Genomic DNA, 13,032 nt, shown 5'->3' with positions numbered 1-13,032 from the left:
TACAAAACGGCACCGATTTCGGTTGCATTATTTCCCAAAGGCCAATATTCCATCGGTTAATGCACGCGATTCTGCATCGCGGCAAAGGTTTGGAACTGAAGGAGGCCAACATGGCTCTGGACACCGACAGCAGCATCGTGTCGTACAAGGCACCGGAAAAAGACCTCTATGAGATGGGTGAAATCCCTCCGATGGGTTTTGTGCCCAAGAAAATGTATGCATGGGCGATCCGCAAGGAGCGCCACGGCGACCCGGACACCGCGATGATTCAGGAAGTCGTAGACGTCCCCGTGCTGGACAGTCACGAAGTGCTGGTTCTGGTCATGGCTGCAGGCGTCAACTACAACGGCGTCTGGGCCTCGCTGGGCAAGCCGATCTCGCCTTTTGACGGCCATAAGGCACCTTACCACATTGCCGGTTCGGATGCGTCTGGCATCGTTTGGGCTGTTGGTTCGAAAGTCACCCGCTGGAAAGTCGGTGATGAAGTTGTCATTCACTGCAATCAGGATGACGGCGACGACGAACATTGTAATGGTGGCGACCCGATGTATTCGGATAGCCAGCGGATTTGGGGCTATGAAACTCCGGACGGCTCGTTCGCGCAGTTCACAAATGTTCAGGCTCAACAGTTGATGCCGCGTCCCAAGCACCTGACTTGGGAAGAAAGCGCCTGCTATACGCTGACACTGGCAACCGCCTACCGGATGCTGTTCGGTCACGAGCCGCATGACCTGAAGCCGGGCCAGAACGTTCTGGTTTGGGGCGCATCGGGTGGTCTGGGCTCTTACGCGATCCAGCTGATCAACACCGCAGGTGCAAATGCCATCGGTGTGATCTCGGACGAAAGCAAGCGCGACTTTGTGATGGGTCTGGGTGCCAAGGGCGTTCTGAACCGCAAAGACTTCAACTGCTGGGGTCAGCTGCCGACGGTCAACACACCTGAATATGCCGAGTGGTTCAAAGAGGCCCGCAAGTTCGGCAAAGCCATTTGGGACATCACCGGTAAAGGCAACAACGTCGACATGGTGTTCGAACACCCTGGCGAAAGCACTTTCCCGGTTTCGACATTCGTCGTGAAAAAAGGCGGTATGGTTGTAATCTGTGCCGGTACTACCGGCTACAACCTGACCTTTGACGTGCGCTACATGTGGATGCACCAGAAGCGTCTGCAGGGTTCGCACTTTGCTCACCTGAAACAGGCGGCCGCAGCAAACCAGCTGATGGTCGAGCGTCGATTGGATCCGTGCATGTCCGAAGTGTTCACCTGGGCCGATCTGCCTGAGGCGCATATGAAAATGATGCGCAACGAGCATAAGCCGGGCAACATGTCGGTGCTGGTTCAGGCTCCACAGATCGGAATGCGCACCTTGGAAGAGGTTCTTGCCGCGCGCGATTAAGTTCGTCTCAGACAAAATCCAAAACACCCGCGAACCGGTTTCCCGGCTCGCGGGTGTTTCTTTTTGGGCGGTGGTAACAGCCTTTTCAAAGGATTAAACAAAAATACCGCGCTGTTTTTGGGGAGTAAAAATCAGTGAATAGGCTAAAAAAACTTCCTCAAGCTATGGTTGTGTTAACCCTTTGTTAACCGTTTCGGAGCGACGCTGATGGCGCAAAATGAGTGGATACTAGACGTACTGTCGGACCTCAGCGCCTTTGCTGTTGAAAACGGTTTGACCGCGCTTGCCGAGCAGTTGGATGACACCAAGCTGATCGCCGCAGCCGAAATCTCGTCCAGAAAGAATGAGGTTCGGGCACCAGCGGATGGCAACAAAACTCGATATGAGCCAGGTTCTGGAGGACTTGGAAAACACCAGCTCGCTTGACGAACTAAGCGAAGTCGCCATTCGCCTGCGGGACAGGCTCGGTCATGGTGAACGAGGTGTTCGGACACCTGACGGGCGACAAACCAATCAGCAGCCCCCTGATCTGGGAGGTGACGCGCTTTTGCCTGTCGCGTACGGCAAGCCCGCACACGGCCGGGGCCATCATGCTTAGCGGTGGCGAGATGATGGAGGGGTTTGGTCTAACCCACATTGCAGGTGTTTTCGATGCGCGTATAGATTCGCATCTATCGCCTGATCGGATCATCTCCAACCGTGCTGGGCACGGAAGGTAAGGGACGTGATCAAATCTCAGTCGGGATGTGGCCGTATTCGGCGGACGACTGCAACCGCGTGGACAAGCGCGCAGGCATCCCGCGTGAATTGTCGCGGCTGTGGTTCAAGACGGCTTTCGGCGTTGGCAGGCAACACCCGTTTGCATTGTCAGCGTGACAGGATGAAAACCGAATTCCACATCTGGTGATAGCTGGCGCGGGCTTGTAGGGTCGCGCCATGTCTTTGCCCTCTGTGACTTACTCTGACGACCAAGCCGCCGCGTATGACAGCATCTCTGAGATGCTGAAATCGGCAGGTGTTGACCTTGACGATGACGCGCTGCTGAAGCTTCCGGGATCGGGTAAGTCCGGTGTGATGGCCGTGATTGGCAAGGCGGGGTCCGGAAAAACCCTGCTGCTGGCTGAGCTTTACAAAGCCATTGCGGACACCGGCGTTCAGATTGTGTCCGGCGATTTCGAGAGCCGCAAAGCCCGTGAAAAACGCAGTCTTGCGATCCTGGCTCCGACGAACAAAGCGGCCAGCGTATTGCGTCTGCGCGGGGTGCCAGCCACCACGATCCACCGTATCCTTTATACGCCTGTATATGACCCGGAATACGAGCGCATCGCCGAATGGCTGGCAGGCAATGACGAACGTCCCGAAATCGAGGGTCTGACCGACGAGGCGCTGGATCGCGCAGCGGCGTTTTACCAGAACAACAAGTCCATCCCGGGCGCTCTGGCCGCGGCAGGGTTACGGGGCTCCGATTTTATCACCGGCTGGAAGCGCCGGGACGAGCCGTTGGACATCGGGTTTGTGGACGAAGCCTCGATGCTGGATGACCGGCAGTTCGAAGACTTGCAAGAAATCTTCCCAACACTTCTGCTGTTTGGTGACCCGGCACAGTTGGCGCCGGTCAATCAGTCGGGCAGCATGGTGTTCGAGGCATTGCCGGAACCGCGCAAACAAATCCTTCACCGGGTTCATCGGCAGGATGCGGATAACCCGATATTGGACCTTGCCCATGCGCTGTCGGACCCTCAGATGGGGTTCGAAGATTTTGAGCGCATGGTCGAGCAGACCGCCCGTCAGGACGACCGTGTGGTTTGGGGGCAGCGGGTCGAGGTCGATCTGATGGCCCGCAGTCCCGTTCTGGTCTGGCGTAATGCAACCCGCATTCGGCTGATTCAGGCTTTTCGGAATGTTCACGGCGCGCCGGATACCGAATTGTTGGAAGGTGAACCGCTTATCTGCGACGGTATTGAACTGCCCCTTAAACATCGCAAGAAACGGCTGGATCTTGAGGCGCGTGGCCTGATCAAGGGCGCTCAGGTCATCTATCTGGGCCCCGGCCGCAAACCGGGCTTTTCCAGGTTGCACGTGATGGGTGCCGAAGACCCTCAGGTCAGCGCCGCATCCATCGTCAAGATTGAAAAACCGGACGAGGAAGAGCCGTTTATTCCTTTTGCCGCCCGCATGGGCGCCACCTTTCTTCATGGCGCAGCGGTCACCATTCACAAGGCGCAAGGGTCGCAGTGGAACACTGTTCAAGTGTTTGCTCCGGATATCTATGCCGCTGCCCGTATGGGCCGTACTGAAGCTGGACAGCCGCTGTGGAAACGTCTGGCCTATGTGGCCATCACACGCGCGCAGGAAAGGCTGATCTGGGTCGTGCGCAACCGGCTTGCCAAGCCGACCTATCCGCTGCGTGTGGACGACCTGCGCGCTGTCCCGGCGGCCTCGCTGACATTGGAGGCAGAAGAGACATGACTTCCATTATTGTGACCGGCGCAAGTTCTGGCATAGGGCGCGCCACTGCTCAATTGTTTCTGGCCCAAGGATGGACGGTTGGTCTATTGGCGCGCAGTGCTGACAGGCTGAACCAAATGGCTGCAGAGCACGCAAACGCAATTCCATTGGTCGCGGATGTCACCGATGCACAAGCGGTCGAGGCCGCCTTTGGAGAGTTTCAGGGCAAAGCGGGTCGTTTGGATGTTCTGTTTAACAACGCCGGAATTTTCGCGCCGGGGGGAACGATTGACGAGATTGCGTTGGACGATTGGTACCAAAGCGTCGCCGTCAACCTGAACGGCATGTTCTTGTGCGCTCGCGAGGCGTTTCGGATCATGCGTCACCAATCGCCGCAAGGCGGGCGCATCATCAATAACGGCTCAATTGCCGCCCATGTGCCGCGCCCCAACTCGGTGCATTATTCGGCGACAAAACACGCCATAACGGGCCTGACCCGCAGTCTGTCTTTGGACGGGAGGGGCTTCAATATCGCTTGTGGGCAAATCGATATAGGCAATGCGCGAACACACATGGTGCAGGGCCTGGTCGATGCGGCCATTGCAGAGGGGCAGCAGCCCGACCCAACAATGGCCGTCGAAGACGCAGCACGGTCCGTCCTGCACATGGCGAACCTGCCGCTTGAATCAAACGTTCAGTTCATGACCGTGATGGCCACGACGATGCCCTACATCGGACGTGGGTAACGGTCAGTTACTCGCGCAATAGGCGGAACGCGGTTGACGCACCCCAACCCGCCGCAATCGCGATCACCAATGACATCAAGCCGTACCAGACCGGTTGCTGGCGGGACATGTTATACAAGAACCGCTCCAAACCCACTTTGCGCACGTCGATGGTGGTCTCAAATTGCGAAACGACCTGGCCGCCGCGGGTTAGGAAGATGCGCGCAACATAGTCGCCTTCAGTCAAGTCCGCCGGCATTTCGATCGATGTGCGGAACAGGGTTTGTTCATCAACGGCCACGGTGTCTTCGCGAATGGAATACAGACTTTCGTGCTCGCGGATACGAATAACAGCGTCCGCGAATTCCTGCGCGCCGCGGATATTCATCGCAGCACCAACAGACCGGATGGCACGTTCAATTGAAACGCTGTATCGCAAGTCTTCGGTATCCGACAGTATCTCATTCAAAGGCGCGCTGGTCGCAACCGCATAAAAACTGGGGGCTTCGTCTACGAGGACACTGTCAGTATTGACCCAGATTCCAAGCTTGCGCTCTTTACGCCGAACGGTGACAGGACTGGATGGACCAGACACGGCGACAATCACTTCCAGCGGTGGTCCTGACGGAATGGGAGCTTCGCGCTTGACCGCGCCAAAGACCAGGATCTCAGAGCCGTCGAAATTGGCGGTGATGGCCACGCGATCCTGGCTGAGGCCCAGAACGACCTCCTCATCAACAGCCAGGGCGGGGCTGGCGCAAAGAGCCAGCGCAACAAGCAAGCGTTTCAGCATGATCAGTGCCCTCCGCCGGTGCCAAGCGAATAGAGCTCGGATGGTTCAAGCAGCAGATCCAGCGCCAGTTTTCCGCAAACCACAAGAACAAGGGCTGCGAGCAACACGCGCAACTGCTCGGCAGGCATGCGGGCGCCGATCACCGTGCCGATCTGTGCGCCGATGACGCCGCCAACCAGAAGCAAAACGGCAAGAACGACATCAACTGTAAAGTTGGTGGTAGCATGCAGCATGGTCGTAAAGGCGGTGACAAAGATGATCTGGAACAGGGATGTTCCGACAACAACCTTGGTTGGCATTCCCAACAGATAGATCATCGCAGGCACCATGATGAACCCGCCGCCAACGCCCATAATGGCCGACAGAACGCCAACGAACAGGCCAACCAGCGCGGGCGGAATGACCGAGATATACAGGCCCGAAGTCCGGAACCGCATTTTGAACGGCATCGCATGCACCCAGCCGCGTTGGCGACGCTTGGGGGGTGCGGACACGCCTTTCTTGGATTTACGGAGCGCATTCAGGCTTTCGATGAACATCAATCCGCCCACGACGCCAAGGAACACGACGTAGCACAACGTCACAAGCAGATCGACCTGCCCGAGACTTTTGAGGTAGTTGAAAATCACCACCCCAAGCGCGGCACCCGTTAAGCCGCCCATCAATAGGACGGTCCCCATTCTCAGGTCGACGGTTTTTCGTCGGAAATGCGCCAGAACCCCAGAGAAGGAAGAGGCAACAATCTGATTGGCTTCAGTTGCAACCGCAACGGCCGGCGGAATGCCGATAAAGAACAGCAGGGGCGTCATCAGGAAGCCGCCGCCGACACCGAACATGCCCGAAAGAATGCCGACCATCCCCCCAAGCCCCAATAGAAGGAAGGCGTTTACAGAAACTTCGGCGATAGGAAGATAAATTTGCATATCGAGCTACTGGATGAGGGTGGGCGGGTCACAGAGGGTGACCGCGGTCGCCTCAAGGCAAAGTGGTATAGGTTTAATGCAGCGCGCGGCGGCAATGCCCCGTGACCACATGGCGAATGTCGGTTCGCTGGGCGTCATGCCAGCTGCCTGATAAGGCTGGTGATCTGATTTTCCCCAGTGTTGAGGTTTGAAAGCGTTCCAAAATTCACGATCCGGACCGCTACCGAGTCGCGGGGTATGTTTGGAGACACTTGCATACCCCTTTAGAACGGTTGCGGCATGCAAAATCAACTCTGCATGCCGCTCTGCAGCGAACAGGACTGAACTGAGTCCGAAACTGGACTTATCAGCGCTCTTTCACGTAAGGCTCACCACCGGCGCGGGGCGGGACAGCCTTGCCGACAAAGCCAGCCAGAATGACCACGGTGAGGACGTAGGGCAGGGCATCCATTGCCTGCACAGGGATAACCACGCCGCCCAGATCGATGTTCTGGAAACGCAGTGCGATGGCTTGCAGCAATCCGAACAAAAGGCATGCTCCCATGGCATGCCAAGGCCGCCATTTTGCAAAGATCAGGGCCGCCAGTGCGATGAACCCACGGCCCGCGGTCATGTCCTTGACGAACCCGGCCTGCAACGCAGTAGCCAGATACGCCCCGGCGATGCCACACAGCACGCCACAGATGGCAACAGCGGCGTAGCGTAAGCCAACGACCGAGACACCGGCAGTGTCCACGGCAGCGGGGTTTTCACCCACAGCGCGGAGGCGCAGGCCGAACCGTGTGCGATACAGAATCCACCATGTTGCCGGAACCATCAGGAACGCGACATAGACCAGGATTGAATGACCCGAGAGCAACTCGGAGTAGATCGGCCCGATGATCGGCACCCCGCTCAGCGACTCGGCAAAGGGAAAATTGATAGGTGTGAAACGGCCGCCGCCAAACAACGATGGCGTGCGCCCGCCCTGTTCGAACCAGCTTTGCGCGACAAGGACCGTCATACCTGCCGCAAGGAAGTTGATTGCGACCCCGGATATCAACTGGTTGCCCCGGAAGGTGATTGAAGCCAAGCCGTGAAGCCCGGAAAGAACAAGAGAAGAGGCAATCCCTGCTAGCAGCCCCAACCAGACCGACCCGGTCACAGCCGCGACGGCTGCCGAGAAGAAGGCTGCCATCAGCATCTTGCCTTCCAGACCGATGTCGAAAATGCCTGCACGTTCGGAATAGAGCCCAGCCAGACAAGCCAGCAATAGCGGTGTGGCCAGACGGATGGTCGAGTCCAGGACCTGGATGAAGGTAATGAAGAACTCCATCACTGCGCTCCCTTCCGCAGGCTCAGGAACAGCTTTTCAAGCGGCATCCGGACCATGTTGTCCAATGCTCCGGTGAACAGGATCACCAGGGCCTGAATGACTACGATCAGTTCGCGCGGGATCGACGTCCAGAAAGCCAATTCTGCACCGCCCTGGTAGAGAAACCCGAACAGGATCGCCGCAAGGAATACACCAAACGGGTGCGACCGGCCCATCAGGGCCACAGCGATGCCGATGAAACCTGCGCCTTCAGTTGCGTTCAAAACTAGGCGTTCGGCCTCGCCCATCACGTTATTGATGGCCATCAGCCCCGCCAACGCGCCCGAAATCAGCATCGCAATGATCGTGATCCGCACCGGCGAAATGCCTGCATAGACAGCGCCGGTTTCGGTCTTGCCGTAGGACCGGATTTCATAGCCCAACCTTGTCCGCCAGATCAGTGCCCAGACGACAAAACAGGCCAATACCGCGATGAAGAAGGTGATATTAACAGGGGTCCCTTTGAACACCACGTTTTCGGCGGTTGAGAACATCGACTGAAAAGTGGGTAGGTGAACGGCCTCGGGGAAACTCGCAGACGAGGGGTCTTGCGCGCCCGGTGGTCGCATAAGATTGACCAACACGTAGTTCAGGAATGCCGCCGCAATAAAGTTGAACATGATCGTAGTGATCACGATGTGGCTGCCGCGCTTGGCCTGTAGATAGGCCGGAATGGCGGCCCATGCGGCGCCAAACAGCATCGAACCTGCGCAAGCCGCCAACAGCGCAATGCTCCAATGCGGCCACGGGATGTAAAGGCATACCATGGCAACGCCCAGCCCGCCCAGCATAGCCTGACCTTCGCCCCCGATGTTGAACAGCCGGGCGTGGAAGGCGACGGCCACAGCCAACCCTGTGAACATAAAGTTGGTGGCGTAATACAGCGTATACCCCCAACCGTAGGTCGACCCGAGCGCACCGGTCACCATCAGTTTCACCGCTTCGATTGGGTTTTCACCGATGGCCAGAATGACCAAGGCGGACAAGATTGCGGCCAATATCAGACTGATCAGCGGGATCAGCACCACATCGGCCCATTTGGGCATCTTTTCCATGTTACGCGGCCTCTCCCGCAACACCGGCCATCAACAGGCCAAGTTCTTTTTCATCTGTTTCATGGGGCAGTCTTTCGCCCATGACATGTCCGTCAAACATCACAGCGATGCGATCCGATAGCGAGAAGATTTCTTCCAACTCGACCGAGACCAGCAGGATTGCCTTACCCTGATCGCGTAGCGCAACGATCTGCTTGTGAATGAACTCGATCGCGCCGATGTCGACGCCGCGCGTTGGTTGCCCGACCAATAGAAGATCCGGATTCCGTTCAATTTCGCGCGCGACAACAATCTTTTGTTGGTTCCCGCCCGAGAAGCTTTTGGCAGTAAGCCACGCATCGGGTGGACGGACGTCGAATTTTTCGATCTTGCGCTCGGTATCCGCGCGCAGGGCGGCGTTGTTCATGAATATCCCGCTCTGATAGGCAGGATCACGGTGATAGCCAAAGGCCACGTTTTCCCAAGCGTGGAAGTCCATCACAAGACCTTCGCGCTGACGGTCCTCGGGAACATGCGCAATATGCTGGGCGCGACGGGCCTGACCGTCCGATCCCGGACCGCTAAGCGCCAGCGGGGCACCGTTCAGTTTGATCGAACCCTGACCCGGACGCATGCCGCCCAGAACTTCCAGGAGTTCCGATTGGCCATTTCCGGCCACGCCAGCGATACCGACGATTTCACCAGCCCGAACGGTCAGGTCGATACCCTTGACCCGTTCGACCCCGGCCGAATCGAAAACGCTGAGCTTTTCAATTTTCAAAACGGGCTTACCGGGTTGTGCAGGTACTTTGTCGACCTGCAGCAGCACCTTGCGGCCCACCATCAGCTCGGCCAGCTCCTCGGGGCTGGTGTCGGCTGTTTTCACCGTCGCCGTCATCTGACCGCGCCGCATGACCGAAACCGTATCGGTGTTTTCCATGATTTCGCGCAGCTTGTGCGTGATCACGATGATCGTCTTCCCTTCGGCCCGCAGGCGGTCAAGGATGCGGAAAAGCTGGTCAGCCTCGGACGGGGTCAGAACTCCGGTGGGTTCGTCCAGGATCAAAATCTCTGCCTTGCGATACAGGGCTTTCAGGATCTCGACCCTTTGCTGCATTCCGACGCCAATCTCGTCGATGCGCTTGTCGGGATCTACGAACAGCTCGTATTCCTCTTCCAGCGCTTTCAGTTCTTTGCGCGCTTTGGACAAGGACGGGGCCAGCAGCCCGCCGTCCTCGGCACCGAGAACGATGTTTTCCAGAACGGTGAAGTTCTCAACCAGTTTGAAATGTTGGAACACCATCCCGATCCCGGCAGCAATGGCCGCCTGGCTGTCAGGAATGTCGGTCTTGTTGCCGTTAATCCAGATTTCACCTTTATCGGCTTTGTAAAAGCCGTAGAGGATGCTCATCAGCGTGGATTTGCCCGCACCGTTTTCACCGATGATCCCATGGATCGTACCGGGGGCGACGCTGATAGAAATGTCTTTATTGGCCTGAACCGGCCCAAAGGCTTTGGATATCCCTTTGAGCTCAATGGCGGGGACGGTCATGTCTTGTCCTCAATTGCCGAAAGGGCCGCGGTGTCATACGCGGCAGAGTCGGGGGCAAGGCGGAGGTTGTACCCCCGCCTTGCGCGATATCAGAACTGCAGTGCCGGGCAGCTGTCGTTCTCATAATAGCTGACAACAGAGACGTTACCGTCGATGATGTCCTGACGCGCTTTGTCGACTGCGCCCTTCATCTCGTCCGAGACCAGAGGTGCGTTGTTGTCATCCATGGCGACGCCAACACCTTCTTCGGCCAACCCCATCTGGAACACGCCGGTTTCCAGGTCTTCGCCCGCTGACATCGCGTCATAAACGGCAACATCAACGCGTTTCAGCATCGAGGTGAGAACCTTACCCGGGTGCAGGTGGTTCTGGTTGCTGTCCACGCCGATCGACAGGATGCCTTCGTCTGCCGCGGTCTGCAGTACGCCAACACCGGTGCCGCCAGCGGCCGCATAGATCACATCAGCGCCCTGGCTGATCTGTGCTTTGGTTAGTTCCGAACCCTTCACCGGGTCGTTCCATGCTGCCGGAGTGGTACCGGTCATGTTGGCAACAATATTGATGTCAGGGTTTACAGCCTTGGCACCCTGCGCATAACCGCAGCCAAAGTGGCGGATCAGCGGGATATCCATGCCACCGATAAAGCCGACCGTGCCGGATTCCGATGCCATCGCGGCCATCATGCCAACCAGATATGACCCTTCATGTTCGGCAAAACCGATTTGGCGGATGTTGGGGATGTCCAGCCAGGTGACGTCAACCGCAACGAATTTGGTGTCCGGGTAATCGGCGGCCACGGCGGACAGCGGATCAGCCATGCCAAAACCCATCGTGATGATTGGGTTCGAGCCGGATTCAGCGAAACGGCGCAGAGCTTGCTCGCGCTGTGCTTCGGACTGGATCTCGATCTCGTTATAGCTGCCGCCTGTTTCTTCGGCCCAACGCGAGGCGCCATTGTGGGCGGCTTCGTTGAAGGATTTGTCAAACTTGCCACCAAGATCAAAGATCAGGGCAGGATCTGCCAGCGCAGCGCCAGCCGTAAGTGCGACTGCGGTGGTGGCACCCATCAAGGATTTCATCAGGGTCATTTTATACTCCCGTTTGTTATTATCGGTCGGGGCGAAGATAGCCCCGTTCACCCACTGTGAGCGAGCATAACTGTTGTGATGGCGGGAATTAAGGACGTTTGCAACCACCGTGGTCAACAGATTTTTGACCATTTGGTCGAAAAAATTTATCTCTGACGGTCAATCCAGCGCGGATTCCATCACGATAGCGTCGATTTTCCGATTGTTTTCGCGCAGGTAATACCCCTTGCGCACTCCACAGGCGCGATAACCACTGTGTTCATACAGCGCGATGGCCGGCAAGTTATCTGCAGCGACGTCCAGAACAGCGCGCGTTGCCCCCAAAGCCTTTGCCTTCGTGTGCCATTCATGCATGCAATTTCGGGCTAAGCCCTGTCGCTGAACGTCCGGATGCGTGGCGATCGTCAGCAATTCCGCTTCATCGCCGATCACCTGGAATAGCGCGAAAGATTGAGTATTTCCAACGGTATGGATGAATCGATTGTTCAGAAGATCCGAGAATTCGACCGCAGCCCACGACCGTGACCGGGCAAATGCCGCCGCGTGTGTTGTGGCAAAATCCTCGGGAGTCATCAGTCCAGCAAAACCGGGGGGGTGTCTTTGGAAGGGGCCGCATCCGCAGGCCGAACATAGAGTGGAGCTGGCTGCGCGGTGTTGGCCTGCCACTTTTGCCCGGCGATCCGGGCAATTGCGCGGATTTGCGCATCCGGGTCGTCATTCAGGATCAGGGGGCCAAGTGATTCTGCCTCAATTTGAGGCATAAGCATCGGACTTTGGTCCGGCAACGCCACGTAAACCTGATCACGTGGGGCGCGGATCGCGGGCAGAGCGTCCATAGACATATCGGCCAATGCGTCGAACCCGGACACGCCTACCGCTGGAACGCCAAGCCCCAGGGCAAGGCCGCGCGCCGCAGAAACCGAGATTCGGATGCCGGTAAAGTTTCCGGGTCCGACGCCGACACCGATCGCGGACAGGTCTTTCCACCCATATCCGGCATCTGCCAGAACCTCTTCCAGCAACGGCATAAGACGTTCGGCTTGACCGCGTGACATGGCTTCGATGCGCGAAGTCACGATCCGGTTGCCGCACAACAAAGCGGCCGCGCAATGCGCGGCCGATGTATCAAACGCCAAAATAATGGGGTCAGACGGCAACAGGGCGAACCTCGGTCACTTCGGGGATGTAGTGGCGCAGCAGGTTTTCGATACCCATTTTCAACGTCAGGGTCGAAGATGGGCAACCCGCGCAAGCACCCTGCATGTGCAGGTAGACAACGCCCCGGTCAAAGCCGTGGAACGTGATGTCGCCACCATCTTGCGCAACCGCTGGACGGACGCGGCTATCCAGCAAGTCTTTGATTTGATTAACGACTTCGGCATCTTCGCCAGTGTGCTCAGCATGGCCCGATGCGGCTGTTGCACCAGCTCCGATGACCGGTTGGCCGGATTGATAATGCTCCATCACCGCACCCAGAATCGCGGGTTTGATGTGATCCCATTGGACGTCATCGGACTTGGTGACGGTCACGAAGTCATTGCCGAGGAATACACCCGTTACTCCGCTGACCGCGAAAATCCGTTTTGCCAATGGTGATTTTTCACCGGCTTCAGCCGATGGGAAATCCGCAGTGCCCGCTTCCAGCACGGTCTGGCCGGGCAGAAACTTCAAGGTTGCAGGGTTCGGCGTGGATTCGGTCTGGATGAACATGTCACGGC

14 protein-coding genes are annotated in these 13,032 nt (G+C 57.4%); 5 read left to right on the top strand and 9 right to left on the bottom strand.

Features of this window, described 5'->3' with window-relative positions:
- Window positions 1-110: 110 nt before the first annotated feature.
- From ccrA to RUA4292_RS17565, 5 genes are all read left to right on the top strand, one after another.
- The gene (gene ccrA / locus RUA4292_RS17585; RefSeq protein WP_058278904.1) at window positions 111-1,397 is read left to right on the top strand and encodes a crotonyl-CoA carboxylase/reductase; all 1,287 of its coding nucleotides are present in this window, start codon (window positions 111-113) and stop codon (window positions 1,395-1,397) included.
- A 207-nt stretch (window positions 1,398-1,604) separates the two neighbouring features.
- On the top strand, window positions 1,605-1,823 hold the full coding sequence (locus RUA4292_RS17580) for a hypothetical protein (RefSeq protein ID WP_058278773.1): 219 nt from the start codon (window positions 1,605-1,607) through the stop codon (window positions 1,821-1,823).
- Between the two features lie 44 nt (window positions 1,824-1,867).
- Complete coding sequence (locus RUA4292_RS25405) at window positions 1,868-2,116, top strand: hypothetical protein (protein WP_233493489.1); 249 nt, start codon at window positions 1,868-1,870, stop codon at window positions 2,114-2,116.
- A gap of 217 nt (window positions 2,117-2,333) precedes the next feature.
- On the top strand, window positions 2,334-3,866 hold the full coding sequence (locus RUA4292_RS17570; protein WP_058278772.1) for an ATP-dependent DNA helicase: 1,533 nt from the start codon (window positions 2,334-2,336) through the stop codon (window positions 3,864-3,866).
- Window positions 3,863-4,591: an SDR family oxidoreductase gene (locus RUA4292_RS17565; protein WP_058278771.1), complete on the top strand. Its 729-nt coding sequence runs from the start codon at window positions 3,863-3,865 to the stop codon at window positions 4,589-4,591. The genes RUA4292_RS17570 and RUA4292_RS17565 overlap by 4 nt, the downstream gene beginning before the upstream one ends.
- A gap of 7 nt (window positions 4,592-4,598) precedes the next feature.
- Here RUA4292_RS17565 and RUA4292_RS17560 read toward each other — a convergent pair whose 3' ends face one another.
- From RUA4292_RS17560 to RUA4292_RS17520, 9 genes are all read right to left on the bottom strand, one after another.
- Window positions 4,599-5,363 carry a TIGR02186 family protein gene (locus RUA4292_RS17560; protein WP_058278770.1) on the bottom strand — a complete coding sequence of 255 codons (765 nt, stop codon included), beginning with the start codon at window positions 5,361-5,363 and terminating at the stop codon, window positions 4,599-4,601.
- Between the two features lie 2 nt (window positions 5,364-5,365).
- Entirely contained in the window at window positions 5,366-6,286 is a 921-nt protein-coding gene (locus RUA4292_RS17555; protein ID WP_058273512.1) for a sulfite exporter TauE/SafE family protein, read from the bottom strand.
- 346 nt (window positions 6,287-6,632) lie between these two features.
- Window positions 6,633-7,601 carry an ABC transporter permease gene (locus tag RUA4292_RS17550; RefSeq protein WP_058278769.1) on the bottom strand — a complete coding sequence of 323 codons (969 nt, stop codon included), beginning with the start codon at window positions 7,599-7,601 and terminating at the stop codon, window positions 6,633-6,635.
- On the bottom strand, window positions 7,601-8,695 hold the full coding sequence (locus tag RUA4292_RS17545) for an ABC transporter permease (RefSeq protein WP_058278768.1): 1,095 nt from the start codon (window positions 8,693-8,695) through the stop codon (window positions 7,601-7,603). The genes RUA4292_RS17550 and RUA4292_RS17545 overlap by 1 nt, the downstream gene beginning before the upstream one ends.
- 1 nt (window position 8,696) lies before the next feature.
- The gene (locus RUA4292_RS17540; RefSeq protein WP_058278767.1) at window positions 8,697-10,226 is read right to left on the bottom strand and encodes an ABC transporter ATP-binding protein; all 1,530 of its coding nucleotides are present in this window, start codon (window positions 10,224-10,226) and stop codon (window positions 8,697-8,699) included.
- An 89-nt stretch (window positions 10,227-10,315) separates the two neighbouring features.
- A complete protein-coding gene (locus RUA4292_RS17535; protein WP_058278903.1) occupies window positions 10,316-11,314 on the bottom strand; it encodes a BMP family lipoprotein in 999 nt (332 codons plus the stop codon).
- Between the two features lie 159 nt (window positions 11,315-11,473).
- The gene (locus RUA4292_RS17530) at window positions 11,474-11,887 is read right to left on the bottom strand and encodes a GNAT family N-acetyltransferase (RefSeq protein WP_058278766.1); all 414 of its coding nucleotides are present in this window, start codon (window positions 11,885-11,887) and stop codon (window positions 11,474-11,476) included.
- On the bottom strand, window positions 11,887-12,471 hold the full coding sequence (gene tsaB, locus RUA4292_RS17525) for a tRNA (adenosine(37)-N6)-threonylcarbamoyltransferase complex dimerization subunit type 1 TsaB (protein ID WP_058278765.1): 585 nt from the start codon (window positions 12,469-12,471) through the stop codon (window positions 11,887-11,889). Before tsaB ends, RUA4292_RS17530 begins: the two co-directional genes overlap by 1 nt.
- Complete coding sequence (locus tag RUA4292_RS17520; RefSeq protein ID WP_058278764.1) at window positions 12,461-13,024, bottom strand: NifU family protein; 564 nt, start codon at window positions 13,022-13,024, stop codon at window positions 12,461-12,463. The genes tsaB and RUA4292_RS17520 overlap by 11 nt, the downstream gene beginning before the upstream one ends.
- Window positions 13,025-13,032 lie beyond the last annotated feature (8 nt).

Source organism: Ruegeria atlantica (assembly GCF_001458195.1).
Lineage (GTDB): Bacteria > Pseudomonadota > Alphaproteobacteria > Rhodobacterales > Rhodobacteraceae > Ruegeria > Ruegeria atlantica.
The sequence above is the reverse complement of the archived record's forward strand: the minus strand, read 5'-3'. Positions and strand labels throughout refer to the sequence as shown.

Bases quoted from the DNA above. Each gene is read 5' to 3' on its own strand.
- RUA4292_RS17540 (WP_058278767.1), bottom strand. From the start codon at position 10,226: ATGACCGTCCCCGCCATTGAGCTCAAAGGGATATCCAAAGCCTTTGGG.
- RUA4292_RS17550 (WP_058278769.1), bottom strand. From the start codon at position 7,601: ATGGAGTTCTTCATTACCTTCATCCAGGTCCTGGACTCGACCATCCGT.
- RUA4292_RS17520 (WP_058278764.1), bottom strand. From the start codon at position 13,024: ATGTTCATCCAGACCGAATCCACGCCGAACCCTGCAACCTTGAAGTTT.
- ccrA (WP_058278904.1), top strand. From the start codon at position 111: ATGGCTCTGGACACCGACAGCAGCATCGTGTCGTACAAGGCACCGGAA.
- RUA4292_RS17555 (WP_058273512.1), bottom strand. From the start codon at position 6,286: ATGCAAATTTATCTTCCTATCGCCGAAGTTTCTGTAAACGCCTTCCTT.
- RUA4292_RS17545 (WP_058278768.1), bottom strand. From the start codon at position 8,695: ATGGAAAAGATGCCCAAATGGGCCGATGTGGTGCTGATCCCGCTGATC.
- RUA4292_RS17560 (WP_058278770.1), bottom strand. From the start codon at position 5,363: ATGCTGAAACGCTTGCTTGTTGCGCTGGCTCTTTGCGCCAGCCCCGCC.
- RUA4292_RS17580 (WP_058278773.1), top strand. From the start codon at position 1,605: ATGGCGCAAAATGAGTGGATACTAGACGTACTGTCGGACCTCAGCGCC.
- RUA4292_RS17570 (WP_058278772.1), top strand. From the start codon at position 2,334: ATGTCTTTGCCCTCTGTGACTTACTCTGACGACCAAGCCGCCGCGTAT.
- RUA4292_RS17565 (WP_058278771.1), top strand. From the start codon at position 3,863: ATGACTTCCATTATTGTGACCGGCGCAAGTTCTGGCATAGGGCGCGCC.
- RUA4292_RS25405 (WP_233493489.1), top strand. From the start codon at position 1,868: ATGGTGAACGAGGTGTTCGGACACCTGACGGGCGACAAACCAATCAGC.
- RUA4292_RS17535 (WP_058278903.1), bottom strand. From the start codon at position 11,314: ATGACCCTGATGAAATCCTTGATGGGTGCCACCACCGCAGTCGCACTT.
- RUA4292_RS17530 (WP_058278766.1), bottom strand. From the start codon at position 11,887: ATGACTCCCGAGGATTTTGCCACAACACACGCGGCGGCATTTGCCCGG.